General features: G+C 35.8%; 16 protein-coding genes and 1 pseudogene. 11 read left to right on the forward strand and 6 right to left on the reverse strand.

Annotation, left to right across the window (positions count from 1 at the left end; all coding sequences use genetic code 11):
• Window positions 1–56 precede the first annotated feature (56 nt).
• From AC3WV0_RS09310 to AC3WV0_RS09355, 10 genes and pseudogenes are all read left to right on the forward strand, one after another.
• Window positions 57–1,343 (forward strand): citrate synthase, encoded by a 1,287-nt coding sequence (locus AC3WV0_RS09310; protein ID WP_488845828.1) that lies wholly within the window; start codon window positions 57–59, stop codon window positions 1,341–1,343.
• A 113-nt stretch (window positions 1,344–1,456) separates the two neighbouring features.
• A complete protein-coding gene (locus AC3WV0_RS09315) occupies window positions 1,457–1,915 on the forward strand; it encodes a hypothetical protein (RefSeq protein WP_488845829.1) in 459 nt (152 codons plus the stop codon).
• A 204-nt stretch (window positions 1,916–2,119) separates the two neighbouring features.
• On the forward strand, window positions 2,120–3,034 hold the full coding sequence (locus AC3WV0_RS09320) for a dimethylarginine dimethylaminohydrolase family protein (RefSeq protein WP_488845830.1): 915 nt from the start codon (window positions 2,120–2,122) through the stop codon (window positions 3,032–3,034).
• 199 nt (window positions 3,035–3,233) lie between these two features.
• A pseudogene (locus AC3WV0_RS09325) lies at window positions 3,234–3,502 on the forward strand (four helix bundle protein).
• A 61-nt stretch (window positions 3,503–3,563) separates the two neighbouring features.
• Complete coding sequence (gene ctlX / locus AC3WV0_RS09330; protein WP_488845831.1) at window positions 3,564–4,487, forward strand: citrulline utilization hydrolase CtlX; 924 nt, start codon at window positions 3,564–3,566, stop codon at window positions 4,485–4,487.
• A 704-nt stretch (window positions 4,488–5,191) separates the two neighbouring features.
• Window positions 5,192–5,875: a hypothetical protein gene (locus AC3WV0_RS09335; protein ID WP_488845832.1), complete on the forward strand. Its 684-nt coding sequence runs from the start codon at window positions 5,192–5,194 to the stop codon at window positions 5,873–5,875.
• Window positions 5,876–6,626: 751 nt separating this feature from the next.
• The gene (locus AC3WV0_RS09340) at window positions 6,627–8,324 is read left to right on the forward strand and encodes a T9SS type A sorting domain-containing protein (RefSeq protein WP_488845833.1); all 1,698 of its coding nucleotides are present in this window, start codon (window positions 6,627–6,629) and stop codon (window positions 8,322–8,324) included.
• Between the two features lie 6 nt (window positions 8,325–8,330).
• Window positions 8,331–11,444: a hypothetical protein gene (locus AC3WV0_RS09345; RefSeq protein WP_488845834.1), complete on the forward strand. Its 3,114-nt coding sequence runs from the start codon at window positions 8,331–8,333 to the stop codon at window positions 11,442–11,444.
• An 11-nt stretch (window positions 11,445–11,455) separates the two neighbouring features.
• A complete protein-coding gene (locus tag AC3WV0_RS09350; RefSeq protein WP_488845835.1) occupies window positions 11,456–15,070 on the forward strand; it encodes a DUF6443 domain-containing protein in 3,615 nt (1,204 codons plus the stop codon).
• On the forward strand, window positions 15,036–15,527 hold the full coding sequence (locus AC3WV0_RS09355) for a hypothetical protein (protein ID WP_488845836.1): 492 nt from the start codon (window positions 15,036–15,038) through the stop codon (window positions 15,525–15,527). Before AC3WV0_RS09350 ends, AC3WV0_RS09355 begins: the two co-directional genes overlap by 35 nt.
• Before the next feature lie 73 nt (window positions 15,528–15,600).
• Here AC3WV0_RS09355 and AC3WV0_RS09360 read toward each other — a convergent pair whose 3' ends face one another.
• Window positions 15,601–15,828, reverse strand: a complete 228-nt coding sequence (locus AC3WV0_RS09360) for a hypothetical protein (RefSeq protein WP_488845837.1) — start codon at window positions 15,826–15,828, stop codon at window positions 15,601–15,603.
• Window positions 15,829–15,973: 145 nt separating this feature from the next.
• Here AC3WV0_RS09360 and AC3WV0_RS09365 point away from each other — a divergent pair, with 145 nt between their 5' ends.
• Entirely contained in the window at window positions 15,974–17,731 is a 1,758-nt protein-coding gene (locus AC3WV0_RS09365; protein ID WP_488845838.1) for a discoidin domain-containing protein, read from the forward strand.
• A gap of 32 nt (window positions 17,732–17,763) precedes the next feature.
• On the opposite strand, the gene AC3WV0_RS09370 is transcribed toward AC3WV0_RS09365, so the two are convergent.
• The 5 genes from AC3WV0_RS09370 to recJ all read right to left on the reverse strand — a co-directional run bounded on the left by AC3WV0_RS09370 (window position 17,764) and on the right by recJ (window position 24,078).
• Window positions 17,764–18,615, reverse strand: coding sequence for an alpha/beta fold hydrolase (locus AC3WV0_RS09370; protein WP_488845839.1), 852 nt, complete (start codon window positions 18,613–18,615; stop codon window positions 17,764–17,766).
• Window positions 18,616–18,732: 117 nt separating this feature from the next.
• Window positions 18,733–21,030: a TonB-dependent receptor domain-containing protein gene (locus AC3WV0_RS09375; protein ID WP_488845840.1), complete on the reverse strand. Its 2,298-nt coding sequence runs from the start codon at window positions 21,028–21,030 to the stop codon at window positions 18,733–18,735.
• A 313-nt stretch (window positions 21,031–21,343) separates the two neighbouring features.
• Complete coding sequence (locus AC3WV0_RS09380; RefSeq protein WP_488845841.1) at window positions 21,344–21,682, reverse strand: DUF3817 domain-containing protein; 339 nt, start codon at window positions 21,680–21,682, stop codon at window positions 21,344–21,346.
• Window positions 21,683–21,775: 93 nt separating this feature from the next.
• Entirely contained in the window at window positions 21,776–22,360 is a 585-nt protein-coding gene (nadD, locus tag AC3WV0_RS09385) for a nicotinate (nicotinamide) nucleotide adenylyltransferase (RefSeq protein ID WP_488845842.1), read from the reverse strand.
• A gap of 5 nt (window positions 22,361–22,365) precedes the next feature.
• On the reverse strand, window positions 22,366–24,078 hold the full coding sequence (gene recJ, locus AC3WV0_RS09390) for a single-stranded-DNA-specific exonuclease RecJ (RefSeq protein WP_312903095.1): 1,713 nt from the start codon (window positions 24,076–24,078) through the stop codon (window positions 22,366–22,368).
• Window positions 24,079–24,088: the final 10 nt, after the last annotated feature.

Raw genomic sequence — 24,088 nt, forward strand, 5'->3', positions numbered from 1 at the left:
AATTTTTAGTTTGCCGTATTTTGTAATAAGTAGTATATTTAGAAAAAAAATAAATAATGTCAGACAACAAAGTAATATTGAATTACGACGGTAATTCGTATGAATATCCAATTGTGGATAGTACTATCGGAGACAGAGGGATCGATATTTCAAAATTAAGAGACCAAACAGGTTTAATTACTCTTGATTTAGGCTACAAAAACACCGGAGCTACACTTAGCGAAATCACTTACTTAGACGGAGATAAAGGAGAATTATTCTACAGAGGATACCCGATCGAGCAGATTGCTGATAAATCCAACTTCACAGAAGTAATGTATCTTTTATTGAACGGTGAATTACCTACTCAGAATCAGTACAATTCTTTCGAATCAAACATTAAAAAATATAATTTCGTAGCAGAGGAGATGAAAAAAATCATCGATGCTTTTCCTCGTTCTGCTCACCCAATGGGGGTTCTGTCTTCTTTGACTTCCGCTTTAACGGCTTTCAATCCTAAAGCAGTTAACGTAAACTCTAAAGAGGAAATGGACCTTGCTGCAGAGTTGATGATCGCTAAATTCTCTCATCTTTGTGCATGGACATACAGAAAAACTCAGGGATTACCGCTTAACCACGGAGACAACAGTCTGAATTATGTAGAGAACTTCTACAAAATGACCTTCAGAATGCCAAACCAGGAATTCGAAATTGATCCTGTAGTAGTTCAGGCGTTGGATAAATTATTAATCCTTCACGCAGATCACGAACAAAACTGTTCTACTTCTACCGTAAGAATGGTAGGATCGGCGCACACAGGTCTTTTCGCTTCGATCTCAGCTGGGGTTTCAGCTCTTTGGGGGCCACTTCACGGTGGTGCCAACCAGGCAGTAATCGAAATGCTTGAGCTTATCGAAAAAGATGGTGGTGATGTAAACAAATGGGTGGCTAAAGCTAAAGATAAAAACGACAGTTTCCGTTTAATGGGCTTCGGACACAGAGTATACAAAAACTTTGACCCAAGAGCCAAGATCATTAAAAAAGCGGCAGATGATATCCTTAATGCATTAGGTATTCATGATAAAGCATTGGATATCGCAATGCAATTAGAAAAAGTTGCTCTTGAAGATGAATATTTCGTAGAAAGAAAACTATATCCGAATGTAGACTTCTATTCAGGAATTATCTACAGAGCATTAGGAATTCCTACAGAAATGTTCACGGTAATGTTTGCTTTAGGAAGACTTCCGGGATGGATTTCTCAGTGGAAAGAAATGAGAATGAAAGGAGACCCTATCGGAAGACCAAGACAGGTATATCAAGGTGCTCAGAAGAGAGATTACATCGATATGGTAAACAGATAATATTTTATATTATAATAGATCAATCCCAAAGTTCGCTTTGGGATTTTTTATTTCGTGGAATTTTTTTAATTTAAAGTATGGAAAATGAGAAATTACATCCATTAAAAAAGACAATGAAGATTAATATTTTTCTATACATTGTCTACGGACTTTTCGTAATGATTGAAACGTTCGATTTTCTTGAGATGCTGCATACAAAACCGGCTGATTATTCTCCGACATATAGTTTGGTAAATGTTATCTTTTATCAGATGGAAATGTTTATCTGTTTCCTGTGCGCTTTTAGTTTGATTATCTTAGTCTCAACGAAGCAATCTTTAAAAATTCTTTTTTATATCAGTCTCATGCTGCTGATTTTTAGAATCGGAACGGTCTACTATTTATATTTCTACGAAACTGAAGAAAGATGGATTCCGTTTATCTATAAAAGAGCAAATGATTTCAGCATCCTGTTCAGAAGAACCTTCGTTCCCGCACAGATAATTGTCGGCATTATTACACTTTGGTATGTCTTTAAAGCATTAAAAAACAATTCCAACATGCAGAATTTGCCGGATTCCGGTGATAATTAGGCCATTTAACAGAAATTTCAGATAATAAAATATCTGCAAAAAAACCTTATCTGAGCAATTAACTGTTTAAGTCTACTAACCTACTTGAATAAAAAACTGTAATAGAAATATTTTCAGAATTATATTGCAGTGACTGCCTAAAAAAGCTGTAAAAGTTTTCCAGATAACGTCCTTTACTTATATTTGTAGCATTGCATAAATCTTATGAAACTGAATATAAAAAACGAAACAGGTAGGCTGAAATCAGTGGTTTTGGGACAACCCAATTCAATGGGAGGCGTTCCCACACTTGAAGAAAGCTATGATGCCAAATCATATTATTCCATACAACAAAATATATATCCTAAAGAAGCAGAAATCATCAGTGAAATGAATGCTTTTGAAAATGTATTGAAAAAATATGATGTCGAAGTTCTGCGTCCAAGCATTATTGAAGATTACAATCAGGTTTTTGCAAGAGACGTAGCATTCGTTATTGATGACAAAATGATCATTTCCAATGTCATTGCAGACCGGGCAGATGAACAGGATGCTTACCGAAATATTTTTGAAAAAGTAGAGTGGAGGAAGATTATTAACCTTCCGGAAACAGCTCATATCGAAGGAGGTGATGTAATCGTATGGGACGATTTCCTATTTATCGGAACCTGTTTCAGTGAAGATTACAGAAGCTATAAAACAGCCCGAACGAATGAATATGCCATTGAAATTCTTAAAGAATACTTTCCTAAAAAAAGAATTATTGATCTTGAATTAAAGAAAAACGACAAAATTCCTTATGAAGGTATTTTACACCTCGACTGCACATTTAATCCGATTGGTAAAGATAAATGCATCATTTATAAGGATGGTTTTGTGGATGAAAGCGATTATCGACTGATTATCGATATTTTCGGAGAAGAAAACTGCTTTCACGTAACAGCGGAAGAAATGTTTGAAATGTTCCCGAATATTTTCTCAATCTCTCCTGAAGTTGTGGTTTCAGACAAAACTTTCACAAGAATGAATAACCACCTGAGAAACGAATGGGGAATGACCGTAGAAGAAATTCCTTATCGTGAAATTTCAAAAATGGGAGGATTGCTGAGATGTTCTACCATGCCGCTTGTGAGAGAGTAGGAGCATTTGAGAGTCTGAGAGTTTTAGAGTATGAGTGTCTTTTTGTTTCTTTAAAAAGTTTATATTTTTAAACGTAAATACAAATGATTATGCCAACTATAAAATTAAAAGTTTATCAGAAATCTATTGATGCCGCAATGGAAATCTACGAGATTTCAAAAAAATTCCTAAAGAAGAACTTTATTCCCTTACTGATCATATAAGAAGAACTTCACGTTCGGTTTCGGCCAACATTAGTGAAGCTTGGGGTAAAAGGAGATATGAAAATCTTTTATTTCAAAACTTACAGATTCGGAAGGCGAGGCAAGAGAAACCCAAACATGGCTGCAATTTGCAAGAAGTTGTGAGTATATTAATGAAGAACAATTTAAAATTTTAAACAATCAATACAACCAGATAATCGGGATGTTGGTAAATATGATGAGTCAATCAAAAAGCTGGTGTACATTTTCTACAATAAATGAATAGAAAATAAATTTAGGCTAAAACACTAAAACTCTCAAACCCAACAAACCCTCAAACACAAACTATGCAGACAACAGATACCGTATTAATGATAGAGCCGATTGCATTTGGCTTCAACGAAGAAACAGCAAAGAACAATTACTTCCAGAGCGAGCAGAAAGGTTTTGATATTCAGTTTAAAGCATTATCAGAATTTAAAATGTTCGTTGAAAAGCTGAGAAGCAAAGGAATTAATGTGATTACCATAAAAGATACACTGGATCCTCATACTCCGGATTCTATTTTCCCTAACAACTGGGTAAGTTTCCATAATGATGGAAAAGTGGTTTTGTATCCAATGTTTGCCTCCAACAGAAGAGTAGAACGACGTGATGATATTATTGAAACCATCAAAGAGCAGGGATTTGAAGTCGATGAAATCGATGACTGGTCTTTCCCGGAAACACAGGGGCATTATCTGGAAGGAACAGGAAGCATGATTTTCGATCACGATAACAAGATCGCTTACGGTTCGGTATCATTAAGACTGGATGAAAATCTGTTCAGGGAATTCTGTGAAAAATACGAATTTACGCCGGTGGTTTTCCATTCTTTTCAGACCGTAGGGGACGAAAGGCTTCCTATTTACCACACCAATGTCATGATGTGTGTAGCCGATAAATTTGTAGTCATCTGCCTTGACTGTATCGATGACGAACTGGAAAGAAGTAAGGTCATTGAAACCATTAAAAATTCAGGAAAAGAAATCATAGAGATTTCCGAAGACCAGATGCATCAGTTTGCCGGAAACATGCTTCAGGTTCAGAATAAAATTGGAGAGAAGTTTCTTGTAATGAGCGAAACAGCCTACAAATCTTTAAACACTGACCAGGTTTCCGCCATAGAAAAATACTGCGAGATCATTTATTCAGATCTCAATACCATTGAGATGAATGGTGGTGGAAGCGCACGCTGCATGCTTGCGGAAGTCTTTTTACCGAAAAAATAATTATTCTGATTCATTAGTGATCAACATTAATAAAAATCTGACCTCAGAAATGGAGTCAGATTTTTTTGAATCAGATAGTGGCAATATTCAAAAAGCTGAAGGTAAGTATGGTATTACCCGAGGTAAGTAGACCGTTACCATAGTGAAGTAGACCATTACCGAAGTGAAGTAGAGCGTTACCGTAGTGAAGTAGACCGTTACCATAGTGAAGTAGAGTGTTACCATAGGGAAGTAGACTATTACCATAGTGTAGTAGACCGTTACCGTAGTGAAGTAGACCGTTACCGTAGTGAAGTAGACCGTTACCGTTGGTAAGTAGACCGTTACCATAGGGAAGTAGACTGTTACCAAGGTGAAGTAGACCGTTACCGTAGTGTAGTAGAGCAATACCCAAAGGAGTACGTCAATACCGGACAGCAGGAAGAATTCCCTTTGACTAAATTAAGCAGTTCGGATAAGAAATAGGAGCATATCAATAGGAATGGGCTTTAGCCCATTTTTGTGAGAATAATGATCATAGGCTTCAGCTAAAATTTAACCATTGAGCCGAAATATAATGGATATTAATTTACATTTGATTACACAAGTCTTTATCCGAATTGAGGTTAAATTATCATCTGAGGGTGAAAAAAATCAAAAAAACTTTTACAGGATTATCAAAAAAAAGATATATTTACCCAGTTTTTAATTTAAAAAAAACACATATGAGATTACAACAAGAAGAATACGTTCCGATGGCGGACGTACTATTAAAAAGCTTCAGTAGGGATTTGTCTATTTTCGAAGCAGAAAATCATTTATTCAATTCCGAATATCTGCAGGCTATGCAGAGCAAAACAGATGAGGTGCGTGCCAAAGAAGCGGCTGACCTGGTGCTTGTGCAGCAAAAGCAGTCTACTGAAGATCTTTACATCCTGGGAGATCAGCTCAACAGGCCTCTGAAAATTCTTAACATGGTCATCAAAAAGGCGAATATAAAAACGTCTTTGGCGACCGACATCCTGAATAAAATTAAGAAAAGAAATTTTGAGGGTGCATTAATGTCACTGAATTCCCTGAAGCAGATTGTTTCTGCACAATCAGCTTTATTACAGGCCAATGGGATGAAAGCCGACATGCTGGCAACACTGGAAGATGCCTTTACTGCAATTACCACGAAAAGTAATGAACAGACCGCCTTTCAGCAACAGCGTAAAGCTTTCACATCAACAAACAAGCACTTGTATAAAGAACTCTACAAGTACATCAGTGAAGTGGCCAAGCTGGGAAAAATTATTTTCAGCGGCGAGCAGAAAGCCTCGGAATACACGATTGACCACATCCTCGCGATGCTTCATGCATCAAAAAGAACAGCTAGCACAGATTCTTCTCCGAAAGAAGAATCTTAAACGGGAGATGGAGATGTAGCATTTGATTTTTTTAACATAGGCTTACAGATATCTGAAATGAATCTGCTAGGCTTATGTTTTTAAAGACCATTTCGTGTTTAATACGACAGGTTTTGTCGCGGTACAACAATACCTTTGCTTTAGAAACCAATGAAAATTACATTTAAAATAACCCACCGTTATTTTGCAAAATTTTAGTATTGCTTTCGTCAATTCGAGTATTTTTTCGTAACAAAGTGAAGAAAAAATGTATCGGGAATTTTTGAGTATGATCGGCTAGTAGTGTAACTTCTCGATACGCTTTTTCAAAGCTACTCGAAGTGACGTGTGCGTTAATTGTACAATACAAATGCCTTCCGTCTGTTCGAGTAAAATTCTGCAAGAATTTATATCGAGAACTTGTGGGTAAGGCTGACCGGTAATCCAACTTCTCGATACGCTTTTTCAAAGCTACTCGAAGTGACGTGTACGTTAATTGTACAATACAAATGCTTTCCGTCTGTTCGAGTAAAATTCTGCAAGAATTTGTATCGAGAACTTGTGGGTAAGGCTGACCGGTAATCCAACTTCTCGATACACTTTTTCAAAGCTACTCGAAGTGACGATAACAACTCAAAATGCATCACAGTAATAGTATGATAATATTCACAAAAAATTGACACTCTATATCTTTTCGGCGTGAAATAAAAAGAATATTTTTGCAACGATTTAAAAATTAAAAATTAATAACAACTCAAAATAGACACTAAGTATGAATAAAATCTACTCAGGAGCATTATTCTTATGCTCAGTCCTTGGCGTTTCCGCCCAGGAAGTCATCTGGCAGAAAGACATCGAATCCTCAACACAGGATTTTTTAAGCCAGATTACCCCGACTATCGATCAGCAGTATTTGGTAACCGGAAGCTCTATTAGGGCTGGAAGCGGGATGATGGATGCAGGAAGCAAAAGCCAGACGCCAACAGCCAACAGCCAGCAGCAGAACAATGGTTACGATTTCCATTTGGTTAAATTGAACCAACAAGGTGAAGAAGTCTGGGAAAAATATTTCTCGGGACAGAACCATGATTTTCTATCCGCTACGGTGAATACCCAGGAAGGTGGGTTTCTTCTTGCAGGAACGACTTTCAGTGGGAAAGGTCTGGATAAAAAGGAAGATTCCAGAGGAGGTTCTGATATCTGGCTGATCCGGATCAATGAATTCGGAGATGAATTGTGGCAGAAAACCATTGGAGGCGCTTCAGATGAAGAAGCCAGAGCGGTGATCCAGACGACGGATATGGGATTTTTTGTGGCGGGGAATGTTGCCTTCGGCTCCGCTCAGGCAACGGGCCAATCAACGGATCAGCGTTCCCTGAGCGGAGTCGAAGGGAAGAGCTCTGGCGGTTACGGATCAAAGGATATTCTGGTGGTACGGCTGGATAAAAACGGAAAGGAATTATCACAACTGGTTTTGGGTGGAAAAGGATTGGATGAGGTGGAGAAGATGATTCCAACGAAAGATGGCGGGGCTTTGTTGGGCGTTTATTCCAGAAGTAGCGCTGTGGAAGGAAGCGGGATGATGGAAGCAGGAAGCAATAGAGCCATCAGCCAAAAGCCAAAAGCCACCGGCAACTATGGTGAGGGCGATTACTGGATCATCAAACTTTCAAAAGACGGAAAGGTAGAATGGGAAAAGAATTTCGGAGGTAAAGGAGACGATCATTTGAGAACCCTGGCGTTGACTTCTACCGGATACTTAATCGGTGGAGAATCAAGATCGGAAAGATCAGGAAATAAAACCGTCGGCATTGAAGAAGGAACGGATCTTTGGCTGATTTCACTCGATGAAAGAGGCGAAGAAGTCTGGCAGAAGTCGTACAATTTCAAAAACCGGGATGTGCTGATGGGAATGAGTGTGATCAGCGGGAAGATGGAAGATGGAAGCGGGAAGTCTAAAGGCATTTTGCTGGGCGGTTATACGCAGGCAGAAGGAAGAATTGAGAATGATGATGAGACGTTTTGGATGCTGTACCTAGATCAGAACGGAAATGAGCAGTGGAGAAAGCATGTGAAGGGAGATTCAAAGAAAAAAGAGGAAAGACTTTCGGATATTAAGCTGAATAGAGATGGTTCAATTGTGTTAGCCGGAACGAGCGCAGAAGAATTAGGAAAAGAGAACTGGAAGATTGTAAAGCTGGGAGACAATCAGATTGACCAGCTGATTGAGAAACAGGATATTAAGATTTATCCGAATCCCGTATCAGATTATGCATATGTAGAAATTGGTTTTGATTTTAAGGAGGCGGATATTGTATTGTATGATATGGGAGGAAGGCAGTTGCAGAGCCTGAAGACCAAGAATAAGGTAACCAAAACGAACACTCAGAATTTAATACAGGGTGCTTATTTAGTTATTATTAAAACGGATACGAACAAAACAGCCAACGCTAAATTGATTAAAAAATAATAAATTATGATATCAAAAAAAACTTTATATAATTTTCTGACATTAGCTTTAATCCTTCTAGCTCAAGTATTACTCTCTCAAGCAACTCCAAATTCAAATTGGACTCAGTACTATTTTAAAAATTTTCCAAATACTCCCTCAACATCAACCTTTTTAAGATATGGGGATATTCAAAACTCTGAATATACGGGAACAAATAGTCCCGAAATTTCTTTATACAACATAGAAACGGGTAATATAAAAGTTCCTTTTTCACTGAAATATATATCTGGAAATGGTGTTAAAGTCACAGATCAAGCATCATATGTTGGATTAGGATGGGGAATATCATTTCCAACGATTACACAATCTGTAATGGGATATGATGATCTTTCACAATTTGCAAAATTAAAACTTGATTTTACCTATAACAACACTCCCCCAGTTATAAGAGCTAATCAGTATTTTGATGTATGTGATAATGCAGCAGAACCAACAGGTTTTATTCAGCAACCAGGAGTAAATAAATTTGATTACTATAAAACTCTGAGTGTTCATCTTCCTGTGAATGGGGTTTTTGGTAATTATAATAATGATATAAATTATGATACTTCGCCAGATATTTTTACATGTAATTTGTTTGGTGAAAAGCTACAGTTTGTAACTAGTAATTTTCAAACTGTAAATGCAAATGCTCCTTACAATCCTACATTTTATTGTTTAAATAAAAAGGGTTATAAATTAACTTATACTACTTCTGATTTTTTCACAATTAAAGATCCTATGGGGATTTCATATAATTTTAGTCAATCAGAAATAATTGGAGCATCTACAGATATTCGTACAAGAAATTTTGTACTGACAAAAATTAAGGATCAAAACAATAATGAAGTAAATATCACATATAATAATTATTCTGTGACTAATATTCCTATATATAGTCAAAATCTTAATTTTACATATGGATATAATCAAAATGTTTTAGGAGATATACCTCGAAATGACATTAATGCTAACACTTGTCAACATATAAATGGATTTACTGGGGAGTATGAATTTTCAACTTCTGGATTTTTCCCATATGGGGCAAAAACTCAAATAAATAGTTTTTTTACTCCATCAATACAACTGCTTGCTCTTTATCAAAATGTTCTACAACCTTCTACAATTAGTTGGAGAGGTGGGAATATTAACTTTTCTTATTCTGGTAGAGATGACACTAGTACTCAGAAATTGGACAAAATAATTGTTAATAATGCTGGAGGAAAAGTTAAGGAGATAGAGTTTAATTATGATTATTTTCTTTCGCAAAATAGTAATACTGTAAGATTTTCTGATCCAAGACTTAACATTGTTAATATTCAACAAATCAATTCAATGAATGCCAATTTGTTTGATAAAAGACTGAAGCTAGTGTCTTTGAGAATCGATGGACAAAATCCTTATATTTTTGATTATAATAATATTCAATTACCTTCAAGAGATTCATTTGCTGTAGACTACTGGGGGTATTTTAATGGTGGAACTGCCAATAAAACATATTTCTTAAATCCTACCGATTTTGATTTGTCTACATATTCTGTGCCGATTGATAATTTTTATAATAATAATTTAAAAAAAGCAGATCTTAATTTTGCTAAAGCTGGTGTTTTAACTAAAATTACATATCCGACTAAGGGATATTCAACATTTGAATACGAATTAAACATATCTAATAATCTATTTTCTAATGAATTCTCTCCAATTCTAACTACAGGCAATGGACTTAGATTAAAAAGTCAGCATAATTATATTTATAATAATCAATTAGCTGATAAAACATTTTTCACTTACGAAAATGGAAATTCTACAAACCCATTATTTTTAATTAAAAGATATTTAAGTAGAAGCATTGAATTAAGTTCACTCACTCAGTCACTTATTAGTATGATTTCTTTTAATGCAAATAATAATAACTCTGCATCGCCTTTATCATCAGGAGATTATATTGGTTATAGTAAAGTTATAACCCAAAAAATAGATGATAACGGAAATAATTTAGGGAAAACGGAAATCAATTTCCAAAATAAAAGCGATTTTTTCTATTCTTTTTATGACAATCAGATACCAGTTAATATTCCCAGTTTAACATCAAATGACGTTGAAAATGGTAAAGTTTTAAGCCAAAGTATTTATGATAGTTCTAATAATAAAGTATCAGAAACAGCGAATACCTATACTAATACATTATCCAATATTTATTATGGAGTATCTCTAATAAAAGCATCAAGATTTGTTTTAAATAATGGTTGTTTTGCACCATCGCAATGTGCAATCTCTCCTGTTATGACAGCTGTCGGAAATATAGGCTATTATCCTATTTTTTCAAAAGAAAGTTTGTTAACCCAATCAATAAAAAAAGATTTTGTTAACAATAAAGAATTTATTACGCAAACAGATTATCAATATTCGGAACAGAATAATCTGCGCTACCAGCGTAGAAATTTCCCAGATGGAGGAACAGAAACTACAACCATATCTTATGCCAATGATATGAGTGATCAAAGGTTAGTAAACGCAAATATGATTTCCATTCCTCTACTCAAATCAATTTCAAAAGGAGGTCAAGATTATTCAGCTTTCAGGACTAAGTACGATGATATTTCTCATTTAAATCCTACATCTGTTCAGGAAACAAGCCAAGTCCAACCACCGAATTATTATGCAGATAGTAGAACTGTTATATCTTATACAAATTATGATGATAAAGGAAATTTATTAGAATATAAAAACATTGAAAATATACCAACTACTATAGTTTGGGGCTACAATAAAACTCTTCCCATTGCTAAAATAGAAGGAGCATCATACAACACTATTAGTCAATATTTACAAGATGCTATAAATAAATCAGATCTTGATATTGACACTCCTAGTGAACAAATATTGATTGATGCTTTAGATAATCTAAGAAAAAGATCAGAGATGAATAATTATCAAATTACAACTTATACATATAACCCTTTAGTAGGAGTGACCACTATTACTCCGCCATCAGGAGTTAGAGAAAAGTATATTTACGATTCTTCTAATCGTTTATTACAGATAATTGATGTTAATGGGAGAGTTTTGAAAGAAAATGAATATAACTACAAACACTAAAATATAATAAAATGAAAAAAATAATAATTCCAATAAGCATTTTATTTATAGTAGGCTCATTTCATGCCCAAACAACATCACCTAGCACAACAGAAAACTACATATACACAAAGACATATTTGAGCTATCCTGATACATCAGATCCAACGCAAATACCTAAAACGTCAGATGTTGTTCAATATCTTGATGGATTAGGGAGGCCTAAACAAATAGTTAATGTAAAAGCAAGTCCACTTGGAAGAGATGTTGTAAATCATATTGTCTATGATGGATTTGGAAGACAATTAAGAGATTATCTGCCCATTCCACAATCACAAACTTTGAATGGGGCAATTATTACAGATCCTTTAACAAATGCAACACAACCAGATATTTATGGATCAGAAAAGATATATTCAGAAAAGATATTTGAAAACTCTCCACTAGATAAAATATTACAACAAAAACAAGTTGGAAATTCTTGGGATAATAAGCCTATTCACTTTGGTTATGACTTAAATATAGATGGTGAAGTAAAAAAATATACAGCATCTACAGTCTGGGCAAATAAGACAACAAGTTCTACTGTAACCTTTTCTGGAAATTATGGACAAAATCTGTTATACAAAAATACTGTTACAGATGAGGATGGCAATATTTCTATAGAGTTCAAAAACGGAAGAGGACAAACAATTTTAGTTCGTAAAAATGATGGTACACAGAATGTAGACACGTATTATGTTTATGACAGTTTTCAGAATTTAGTTTTCGTAATCCCTCCTATAGCTTCTTTAAATACAACATCTGTTAATACAGAAATTGATCAAACTTTATTAGATAATTATTGTTATCAGTATCGCTATGATATTTGGGATCGGTTGGTAGAAAAGAAGCTTCCGGGCAAAGGCTGGGAATATATGGTGTATGATAAGCAGGACCGGTTGGTTCTTACCCGTGATACTGTGCTGGAAGGTCAGGGTAAATGGCTTTTTACAAAATATGATCAGTTTTCAAGACCTATTTATACTGGTATTTTGGACAGTCCTCCGGGCAGAGCCCAGCAGGTGGCTGCTGTAGAAGGGTTAGGCTCCAATAATGAAGTCAGAACGACAGCAAGTTTTAACAATACCGGGATGGATGTGTACTATACAACGAATTCAGCCTATCCTCAGTATAATTATGTTTTGTTGTCTGTCAATTATTATGACACGTATCCTACTTACAGTTTCAACCCTGCTTTTCCAACAACGATTTTAGGAGAAACAACGCTGACTGATACTCCCACAACAGAAGGATTGAGCACCAAAAGCCTTCCGGTAATGAGTCTGGTGAAAAACATTGAAGACGATAACTGGACAAAAAACTACACCTACTACGACAAAAAAGGACGGACGATCGGAAATTACTCGATCAACCATTTAGGCGGAAGAACAAAAGTAGAATCCAGGCTGGATTTTGCAGGAGTAGTTCAGCAGAGCATCACCCGCCATAAAAGGCTGGATACTGATACCGATAAAGTCATTACTGAGAACTTTACGTATGATCAGCAAAACAGATTATTGACCCATACGCATCAGGTGGACAGTAATCCTGTAGAATATTTAGCCCAGAACACTTATAATGAGCTATCCCAGCTTTCGGGAAAGAAAGTTGGAGGAATATCTCCTTCCACTCCGCTTCAGGATATTAGCTACAGCTATAATATCCGGGGATGGATGACGAAAATTAATGATCCTGCTAATTTGAATGGTAAATTATTCGGGTATGAAATAAAATACAATAATCCGGAAAATGCTGCGCCTAAATTTAATGGTAATATCGCTGAAGTAGACTGGATAACAGGAGCAGTATCGAACGATCCTAAACGAAGATATTCTTATGAATATGATAAACTGAATAGACTGACCAACGCTTTTTATAGAGAGCCGGGCACAGCTACTAGTGGTACCTTTGATGAATATTTAACGTATGATCTAAATGGAAATATTACCAACCTGAAACGCTATGCTCCTCAGGTGTATTCTCCTACAGTAACAAAAGTGGATGATCTTGATTATCAATACACCGGAAACCAGTTGACCAAAATCATTGAAAACGCATTAAATGATACAGGCTATGAAGGGGGCAACAACGTCATTGATTATAATCTGAACGGAAGCATGATCAATATGAAGGATAAAGGGATTAACAGTATTGCTTATAATCATTTGAATCTGCCGGATTCTTATGGAATTACTCAGGCCAATCCTTTTGGCGGAACCTTTACCAGCTTCAGCCTGGACTATCTGTATAGGGCAGACGGCACTAAAGTTCGTAAAACCTACTACAGTGGCGGAGGCAGGGGAAATCCTACGATTACCACCAATATTACAGATTATCTGGACGGGTTCCAGTATAGCTATTCAGAGGTTACCCAGTGCCTTTGGTGCCGGACAAGTGTAGCCTATGAAAAAGAGGCTTTTAAAGATCCTGTTACTCTTGGTCCCACCTTCCCGGGTACACTAACTCCAACCTGGAATCTTGATTTTGTACCGACGGCAGAAGGATTTTACAGTTTCACAGAAAACCGTTATATTTACCAGTACAGAGATCATTTGGGAAATGCACGGGTGAGTTATGCTAAAAACAGCAGTGGCGCATTGGAAATAAAGGATACGAATAATTATTATGCTTTTGGAATGAATCATATCGCAGGTAGCTTTGGAACATCCAATCTGGGAAGCTGGTATTCTTATAAGTACAACGGGAAGGAACTTCAGGAGACCGGAATGTATGATTATGGCGCAAGATTTTATATGCCGGATATTGGAAGATGGGGCGTAGTGGATCCGCTGGCGGAAACTTCGAGAAGATGGTCAGCTTATACATATGTATTAAACAATCCAATAAAATTTGTTGATCCTGATGGTAGAGAAGTGGTTGAAACTGCTTCAGGGACTACATACACAGGAGCCGACGCTCAATCAGCATTTTTAGCATTAAAAAATCAGTTAGGAAATGGTCCTGGTCCTAAAGGTTCTTGGGGAGGAGTTAGCTGGCAAAAGTATGTCAATAATTGGTATTATGAAGATGGTGCCGAGCATTATAGAGCTGATATAAAAGCTAGGGTTGGGACATTGAAATCTATAAACGGAAATGCGACTCTAGATGTTAAGCAAACGATAGGACAATGGGATAAGGAGTATGGGTTTTTACCTGTAAACAGAACTAATTTCGCCAATGAAAATGCAATGCAAGTAACTAATTGTTATGGATATGTATTAACAAATGGTTACTTTTTCGTAGATGATAGTATCGAAAATATAAGAAGTTTTTTATTGGATTCAGGATATAAATCCGCTCAAGCTTCTAATAAAACAAATTTCAAAACAGGAGATATATTATTATGGGAAGGGCACATGATGGAAGCGGTAGGTTTAAAAAATGGAAAAGTGCAATGGGAAAGTTATTTTGGGTTTGATAGCTCTCCTGTAAAAGGATCATTACAACAAGTAATGAATTATAACAAAGAAGTTAGCGGTGGTGGCTATGGAAGTTTACAAGGTGCAACATTATATAGACAACAGGATCAATCAAAAATACAATTTGGACAAAAAAAATATGAATCAGTCGATGTTAAAACTATACAACAGCAAAGGAATTATTAGTTTTTTTTCTCTTTTTTTATTAATGTTTTGCAGTAAGAATGAACCTAATAGAAAAAACAGCGATATCTCTTCTATTCATTCTATAAAATACGTTGGAGGAAACGAAGGAGTGAAATTATCTGAAGACAAACAGAAAAAAGCTTTTGGTAAATGGAAACTCACAAATGCTGTTTTTTTTAATGATAGCAAGAAATTAGAAAAGAAAATTATAATTGATAAAAATATTATTGTTGCTGAACAATGCATTTTTGATACCGAAAATAATATAATTGCCAATAAGCATAACACAATAGGGACATATAAGTTTAAAAGTTTGGACACCCTAAATACAGTTTATTATATTTTTAGTATCGGAGATAATAAAATGATGATGCAAACGTCAAATTTATTTAGAGTCGTTGATGGCAAGATGACAAAAGAAAGAGCAAGGATAAACTTGTTTTTTGTGAGAGAATAATATAAATACCCCACTGCGCAAAGTCTGTGACTTTGAGCGGATAAATAAATAAACCCTCGCAACTTGCGAGGGTTTATTTATAATGCAGCAATATTTTTAATTTTAAGAGCTTAATAAACCCATCTACAACGGAGAGCAGATGTTTTTTATTTTCCGGATCAAGCTTTTCAATGTCGTTGAAACGGTTGAGCATTGCAGGATCTTTGAAAATATTCACTTCTTCTGTCTCTCCTAAAAGATAACCAACTGTAGTTCCTAAAATCTTTGCAATATTTTTAGCAACCTCAATAGAAGTAATCATGTCATCACGTTCATACTTTCCAATTACAGAATAACAATAATTTTATCCGGAGTATCTTTAACAACGACTACAAAAAAATCAACCACCCGACTAAAGAACCCAAAAAACTTACCTATTTTTGTTTTTAAAGTTAAAACGTATGAAAATGCAGAAGTATCTTCTTTCATTCATGCTTTTGTTGGGAATATTCAGAATGAATGCCCAGCAAAAGACATTTTGTAACCCGATCAATATTGATTACGGATATACACCGTTTGAGGTTTTTTCAAAACAGGGAAAACATCGTGCGACAGCGGATCCTGTGATTGTTAATTTTAAAAATAAACTCTTCCTTTTTTCCACCAATCAGGAGGGATACTGGTACAGCGATGATATGCTCGACTGGAAATTCGTAAAAAGGAAATTCCTGAGAGATAACAAATATATCCACGACCTGAACGCTCCGGCTGTTTGGGCGATGAAGGACACCTTGTATGTTTTCGGCTCAACGTGGGAACAGGATTTTCCGATCTGGAAAAGTACCAATCCCACAAAAGATGACTGGAAAATTGCGGTTGACACCCTGAAAGTCGGAGCCTGGGATCCTGCTTTTCATTATGATGAGGATAAAAATAAGCTGTATCTGTATTGGGGTTCCAGCAACGAGTGGCCCCTGTTAGGGACAGAGGTGAAAGTGAATACGCTTCAGTCAGAAGGTTTTGTAAAGCCTATTGTAAGATTGAAACCTGAAGATCACGGCTGGGAAAGATTCGGGGAGTACAATGATAATGTTTTTCTTCAGCCGTTTGTGGAAGGCGCATGGATGACCAAGCATAACGGTAAATATTATATGCAGTACGGTGCTCCGGCAACGGAATTCAGTGGATATTCTGACGGGGTATATGTGAGTGATAAGCCGTTGGAAGGCTTCGAATATCAACAGCACAATCCTTTTTCGTATAAGCCGGGAGGTTTTGCCAGAGGAGCAGGACACGGTGCCACTTTCGAGGATAATTATAAAAACTGGTGGCATATTTCCACGATATTTATTTCTACTAAAAATAATTTTGAAAGACGTTTGGGGATCTGGCCGGCAGGATTCGACAACGATGATGTGATGTACTGTAACACAGCGTATGGCGATTATCCGACTTATCTTCCACAGTATGCCCAGGGAAAAGATTTTTCTAAAGGGCTTTTCGCCGGTTGGATGTTGCTGAATTATAACAAGCCGGTTCAGGTATCATCAACTTTGGGAGGATATCACTCTAATTACGCGGTGGATGAAGATATTAAAACCTACTGGAGCGCTAAAACAGGAAATTCAGGTGAGTGGTTTCAGACGGATTTAGGAGAGGTTTCCACCATTAATGCGATTCAGATCAATTATGCGGATCAGGATGTTGAGTTTATGGGAAAAACCTTAGGCAAAATGCATCAGTATAAAATTTATGGCTCCAATGACGGTAAAAAATGGAATGTAATTGTTGACAAAAGCAAAAATACCAAAGATGTTCCTCATGATTATGTAGAACTGGAAAAGCCAGTCAAAGCAAGATTCCTGAAAATGGAAAATCTGAAAATGCCAACAGGAAAATTTGCGTTAAGCGGTTTCAGAGTATTCGGGAAAGGAGCGGGAACAGTTCCCGGAAAAGTTCAGAACTTTGTGCCATTAAGAGCCGATCCTAAAAAATATGGGGAAAGAAGAAGCATCTGGATGAAGTGGCAACAAAATGCTGATGCCGACGGATATGTAATTTACTGGGGCAAATCTCCTGAGAAATTATACGGAAGCATTATGGTGTACGGTAAAAATGAATATTTCTTCACCGGAGCCGACAGAACGGATGCCTATTATTTCCAGATCGAAGCCTTCAATGCGAACGGAGTTTCGGAAAGATCGGAAGTTTTTAAATCAGAATAAAACGATAAACGCTTTGAAATTTTTCAGGGCGTTTATTTTTTGTCAATATTTCTTAGAAATTCATCTGTTTTTTGGATTAAAAATTTGGCATTGGAATCTTTTTCCCATCCGAGATGATCTCCGTTAAATTCATAGGATTTATGATAAACATTATTTTTATTTAAAACCGAATCTAAGATTTTCTTTTGCGATAAAGGGACCACCCAGTCATTTACTCCGTAATACGAAAGTGTAGGAGCTGAGGTTGGACTGACCCAATAAACCGGACTTCCAAAGTTCATTAAAGTAGTTTTAGTTCCAACAATTTTTGGATCGATAAGATGTTTTTCAACAAATGTATAATCATCATAATTCTTAAAGCCTGGATCATTGAGATCCGCAGGACCTACAATATTAATAACGGCTTTTACTTTTTTATCTTTATCAAATTTATAAGCATAAAGCATAGATAAATGCCCGCCAGCACTGTTTCCGAGAAGAATATATTTAGGTTTAATTTTTAATTTTTTCTCTAAATAATTCATTGCACTTTTGATATCATCAGTTTGATCAGGAAGAGCAAAATGTGTTACAGAAGCCAGCCGGTAATCAATATTGGCGAAAATTTTCTTCGGGAATTTTTTCATTAAATCAAAAGTAAAACTGGTCAATTGTGACCTTTTCCCACCACGCCATCCGCCACCGTGAATAATGAGGAAAACGTCTTTCTCTTCTGATTGATTTTCAGGGATATAAATATCCATTATTTGTTCTTTATCTTCTCCGTAAGCAATATTTTTCTCTATTTTAAAAGAAGCATCTTTTCCTAGATCAATCGTTTTTTGCCTGCATCCTGAAAATCCAAGAATTATTAAACCTGCAGAAATTAATAAAAGATATTTCATAAATAGTATTAAAATAGTTCATTCTTAAAATTTCATATTCTCATTTAAAAATATAAAAAACTCACCGTAAAACCGGCGAGTTACCACAAAAAATAATCTATATGAAGAATGATTGATTTATCTTGTTCTGTTTTTGATAGCGTCGGAAGCACTTTCGATATCTCTTACTTTTTTTACTTTCTGATTTCCGAAATTATACGTAATGCTTACGGTAAGATTTCTTCTGTACTGGTCGTTTCTAATGTAATTATAATTTCCGTTGGCCTGGTAATCTTCGATTTCTACAACGTTTGTTCTTAATACATCATTTACATTCACGGCAAATGTCCAGTCATTCCAGTTTTTCTTGATGCTGAGGTCAAGGCTCATTAAGTTTTTCAGCATTCCAAGTTCAATCTGTTGTTTGTCAACATAGAAATAATTTACACCAAGGAACCATGTTTTCTTTTTGTCTAAACGGATGGTATTATTACTGGTAATAACAAGGCTGGTTGATTTTATATTGTTTCTGTATATCAATGGATTTCCTTCTATATCTACAAAGGTATCTCCTGTTGTAGGGTCTTGGGCTAACGTTCCGTTGTTGATATTATGTTGTACCCCTGCATTGAAATTTAAGGTTAAATACTGTTTAAATAGAGACTTTTGAATTCCCAGCATGGCAGACATTTCCTGCTTGTCTCCAAAGTTTGTTCTGATGTAACGCAATACATTTTGATCCCCGATCTTACCGTCGACTGATTTTACATAACCCTGCAATGGCACCTGTGTAATCTGGTCTTTTACATAACTATGATTCAGGATCAGGAAATACGAGTTTTTATACATATAGGTAAGTTCCTGGTTATACGTTGAAGATGCCTTCACAAATGGGTTATTCTGCGTATAATTGAAATCGGTGATGTAATTTCTTACCGGATTAAGTTCCCAGAAACTAGGTCTTCGCATTCTGCTTGAAAAGGAGTAAGAAACATTGTTTTTATCATTAATAGCATAGTTAAAGCTTAAGTAAGGAAGCAGATTGTTGTAGTTTCTTTCAATACGCTGATGTCGTTGACTTTCAATTTCATGAGTAGGACTGTCTGCCGTACCCAGACTGTTGGTGATTTCATACCGTGCTCCTACTTTTCCAGAGAATTTATCAGAGAATTTCTTTTCAAGAGTCAGGTAAGCACCATAAATGTTTTCGTCATAGATAAAGTGATTAAGATCTGGATCAGGCTGCACATTTGGAATATGATTTCCCTCATCATCTACAAATAAATAGGTGTTGTTTTGAGTGTCATTGTCCGTTTTTGTCTTGTTAAAATTCCCTCCCACAGAAAAGGTAAAATCATTTTTAAACTTCTGAATATAATCCACTGTTCCTGAGAAATTATTGATGATCTGCGGAATATTCTGAGTGATTGTCTTACCTGTTGTAATCTCATTCAGATTATCATAAACCAACGTATTGTTGTTTGAGAACTGAAACCTTTTATAGTTCAGATAAGCAGCGTTGGCATTGAATTTACTGCCTAAAGAGTCAAGCTTTATTTCATAATTTAAATTAACAGAATTGTTGTAATTTCTGGCATCTTCCTTGTTTTTCGTCCAAGTATGTTTGGTCGTCATTACTCCATCCTTATCTGGTTGAATTAGGGTGTTATACAGATCGATCGTAGAATTATAGCTTTTATTAGCCCACGAATTCCATGATAAGGCAAGGTTACTTTTTTCGGTTAGCTGATAATCAATATTTAAATATCCGCCAAGGTTTTTATTTGGATCATCAATATCACCTACAGATTCATTCTGCATTTTATCGGTTCCGTTTCTTAATATATAAGTCTGCGGATTAATATTTTCACCGCCGCTTAAGTTGGCATTGATTCCTAATTTATCTTTTCTGTAATTTACTGAGAAGCTGGCATTGCTTGCATTATATTTATTCTGAGTATTAGACATTCTCATGTTTCCGCTCGTACCGTCACTCATTTTTTTCTTTAAAATGATGTTGATGATTCCGTCGGAAGATTCAACCTGATATTCACTTCCCGGAACGGTAATCACTTCAATCTTCTGGATATTTTCAGCCGGTGTATTTTTAAGGAATTGCGTTAAAGATTCCGCATCCATATTGGTTTTTCTACCGTTGATGTAGATCAGTGCGTTGTTTTTTCCTACGATTTTCAATGTTTTATCATCTGTCGTAGACAATAGGGGTGTTTGTTTCAACAGATCAAAAGTTGTATTTCCTTTAGCGACAGGCGAAGCAGCAACGTCGTATACAAAACGGTCACTTTGCTTTTTGAAAACCTGTTTGGTTAAAGTTACTCCTTCAATACTTTTTGTTTTTAAGGTATCTTGTTTTTTTTCCTGTGCGAATGTAAGTCCGCTAAAAAATATGGCTGCAATCAGAATAGTCGTTTTCATGTTTTATTTCTTTAGAGAGTTTAATAGCTTGTATTTATTATTATTTAACATTGCAAAGATATATAATAAATTAAGTATCTTGCAATACAAAGTACTTAAAATGTTTTTAAATAAATTTTAACTAATTGATTTTCAGTAATTAAATTTTTAGTTAAAATTTTAAATTATATTGTCTTTGTTATTATTTAGACAATTTGAGACAAAGTTATATTACATTCAAACAGAAAAAATTTTGAAAATTGACCATTAAAAAGTTTAAAATATAGAAAAAAAGGCATAAAAAAAGGATCTGAAAAGATCCGTAAAGTAATTTTTATTCTCTGTCGAAACGGGCGAGCTTTTTATCGATCCAGATCGTAGCAAAAGGAAAGAAAGCGGCAATCAAGGAGAAAACGCTGTCTTCATCATCCCAGATAAATATTTTTCTGATGGCTGGTAAAAACAAAAGATAAAGTGTAAAAAATAAACCGTGAATACTGCCGATCGTACTGATATATACAATAGGAAAAATATCTTCAGGATTCGTACGGATCCAGATCATTGCCGTAAAAAGAAAGAACCAGGAAACGGCTTCTGCCAGGCAAATATTCTTAAACCATTTAATTACTTTTTCTTGCGGATATTTTAAGAATAATTTTTCTAAGAAATTCATAACTATTTATTGATCATTAAAGATATTCGAGACTAAAGAGTCAGAAACTTCCAGCATCCATCTTCCAGCACCGAGCCTTAAGCAGCTACAAATTTACTTATAAAAACTACTACCGTCCAAATACTCAAAAACTTCTGGTGGCAGCATAGGTCTTACATTTTTTCCGGTTTTGATCATATTCCGGATTTCCGTTGCAGAAATCTCAATGATAGGAGCTTTGATTAATGAAATGTTTTCATGCTCGAGGTATTCGGAGTCTTTTTTCTCACCTTCAAAAACTCTTGGATACACAATGATATGATGATTTTTAATTAAAGTTTCGGCATTTTTCCATTTGTGTAAACCTTTCAGATTATCCTCACCCATAATAAGGCTGAAAGAATAATCCGGATATTTTTCGTGAAGGTATGTTAAAGTATCAATCGTATAACTTGGCTGAGGTAAAGAAAATTCCACATTTGAAGCACGAATTTTCGGATAATTTTTTACGGCAAGTTGCACCATGTCTAACCGGTTATGGTCTTTTAGTAAAGATTTTTTTTCTTTAAATGGATTCTGAGGACTTACCACAAACCACAACTCATCCATGTCCGAATGCTCCAGAATATAATTGGCAAGGATCAGATGCCCGATATGGATGGGATTGAATGATCCGAAAAATAAACCGATTTTTTTCATAAATCCTAATCCCTGAATTTCACATCTTTAATATTCAGATAATGCGTAACATTTCCCTTCCAGTGATTTTCTTCCAGGGTGAAGGCCAGATCAAAACTTTTTGTTCTGAAATCATCGGCAAACTGTCCGAGCTTGAAGCCTACACATTCGATATTTCTACCGGTAGATTCCTGTCTGATATAAAACTTCAGGTGATTGTTATCTTTCCCCATCGTTTTAATATAACCTGATACTTTCTGATTGGTCAAAGCCAGGATAGGTTTCATATTGTGAGGCCCAAATGGAGCCAGTTTTCTATGGAAATTGATAAATTCCCTGTTGATCTCGTCAATCTGAATTTCAGAATCAATCGTGATAGAAGGTTCTTTCTGATGCTCTTTAATTTTCTCAGAGACCACTCTTTCGAATTTTTCCTTAAAGGCATCAAATTTATCTTTCTCCATTGAAAGTCCTGCCGCAGCATGGTGACCGCCAAATTTTAAAAAGTATTCAGAACACATATCCAATGCTTCATGAACGTCAAAATCTGCAACAGATCTTGCTGAAGCTACCATTTCCCCATTATTACCGTCGGTGAAAACCAGAGTTGGCTTATAATAAGTTTCTATTAATCTTGACGCTACAATGCCAATGACACCTTTGTTCCATTCGGGATGGTAAACAATGGTGGTGTATTTTGTTTCCTGTTGGGATTCAATAATCTGATTTAAAGCAGAAAGGGTAGAATTCATATCCAGCTCGCGTCTTTCATCATTAAGATCCATGATGTCACTCACGATCTGGTGGGCATGTTTTAGGTTATCTGAAACCATGAGTTCAACCGCGGCTTTTCCATGGGAAATTCTTCCTGCTGCATTGATTTTTGGAGCAATTTCAAAAACAATATTTGAAATTTCGAAATGAGAAAGTTTCTCTTCCGGTATTAATAATCGTAAGCCTAGATTTCTCGTCTTGCGAAGTATTTTCAGTCCCATTTTAGCCAAAACTCTGTTTTCGCCGGTCATAGAAACAATATCGGCAGCAATAGAGATGGCCAGAAGATCGGTCAGCTCAAACAGTTCGGCTTCAGGAAGTTTGTAGATGGTATTTAAACCTTGGCAAAGCTTAAAACCAACGCCACATCCGGAAAGTTCTTTGAAAGGATAACGGCAGTCACTTCTCTTGGGATCGAGAACGGCAACGGCATTCGGAATTTCTTCACCGGGTAAATGGTGATCACAAATGATAAAATCAATTCCCAGATTCTGGGCATAGTTGATCATATCCAAGGCTTTGATCCCGCAGTCTAGCGCGATAATTAATGAAAAACCGTTTTCTTTGGCAAAATCAATACCTTCTGTAGAAATTCCGTACCCTTCAGAGTTTCTGTCGGGGATGTAAAAATCTAGATATTTTTTCTGTACAATTTTGCTGAGATACAGATACATCAGCGCAACGGCGGTAGTTCCGTCTACGTCATAATCTCCGTACACCAGTATTTTTTCTCCGTTCTCAATCGCAGTAGCAATACGCTCTACAGCTTTCTGCATATCTGCCATTAAAAAAGGATTGTGGATATCTGTAAGGTTCGGTTTAAAAAACTCTCTGGCCTTTTGATAATTGTCAATTCCTCTAAGAACGAGGAGTTTAGATTCAAAAGTTCCAAAACCAAGGGACGAACTTAATCCATCCACAATTTCTTCATCGGGTTCGGGCTTGTAAATCCATTTTTGACTCATTTCACAAAAA

The sequence above is a fragment of the Chryseobacterium sp. 27AL genome, from assembly GCF_057815395.1.

Bases quoted from the DNA above. Each gene is read 5' to 3' on its own strand.
- AC3WV0_RS09310 (WP_488845828.1), top strand. From the start codon at position 57: ATGTCAGACAACAAAGTAATATTGAATTACGACGGTAATTCGTATGAA.
- AC3WV0_RS09315 (WP_488845829.1), top strand. From the start codon at position 1,457: ATGAAGATTAATATTTTTCTATACATTGTCTACGGACTTTTCGTAATG.
- AC3WV0_RS09320 (WP_488845830.1), top strand. From the start codon at position 2,120: ATGAAACTGAATATAAAAAACGAAACAGGTAGGCTGAAATCAGTGGTT.
- ctlX (WP_488845831.1), top strand. From the start codon at position 3,564: ATGCAGACAACAGATACCGTATTAATGATAGAGCCGATTGCATTTGGC.
- AC3WV0_RS09335 (WP_488845832.1), top strand. From the start codon at position 5,192: ATGAGATTACAACAAGAAGAATACGTTCCGATGGCGGACGTACTATTA.
- AC3WV0_RS09340 (WP_488845833.1), top strand. From the start codon at position 6,627: ATGAATAAAATCTACTCAGGAGCATTATTCTTATGCTCAGTCCTTGGC.
- AC3WV0_RS09345 (WP_488845834.1), top strand. From the start codon at position 8,331: ATGATATCAAAAAAAACTTTATATAATTTTCTGACATTAGCTTTAATC.
- AC3WV0_RS09350 (WP_488845835.1), top strand. From the start codon at position 11,456: ATGAAAAAAATAATAATTCCAATAAGCATTTTATTTATAGTAGGCTCA.
- AC3WV0_RS09355 (WP_488845836.1), top strand. From the start codon at position 15,036: ATGTTAAAACTATACAACAGCAAAGGAATTATTAGTTTTTTTTCTCTT.
- AC3WV0_RS09360 (WP_488845837.1), bottom strand. From the start codon at position 15,828: ATGATTACTTCTATTGAGGTTGCTAAAAATATTGCAAAGATTTTAGGA.
- AC3WV0_RS09365 (WP_488845838.1), top strand. From the start codon at position 15,974: ATGCAGAAGTATCTTCTTTCATTCATGCTTTTGTTGGGAATATTCAGA.
- AC3WV0_RS09370 (WP_488845839.1), bottom strand. From the start codon at position 18,615: ATGAAATATCTTTTATTAATTTCTGCAGGTTTAATAATTCTTGGATTT.
- AC3WV0_RS09375 (WP_488845840.1), bottom strand. From the start codon at position 21,030: ATGAAAACGACTATTCTGATTGCAGCCATATTTTTTAGCGGACTTACA.
- AC3WV0_RS09380 (WP_488845841.1), bottom strand. From the start codon at position 21,682: ATGAATTTCTTAGAAAAATTATTCTTAAAATATCCGCAAGAAAAAGTA.
- nadD (WP_488845842.1), bottom strand. From the start codon at position 22,360: ATGAAAAAAATCGGTTTATTTTTCGGATCATTCAATCCCATCCATATC.
- recJ (WP_312903095.1), bottom strand. From the start codon at position 24,078: ATGAGTCAAAAATGGATTTACAAGCCCGAACCCGATGAAGAAATTGTG.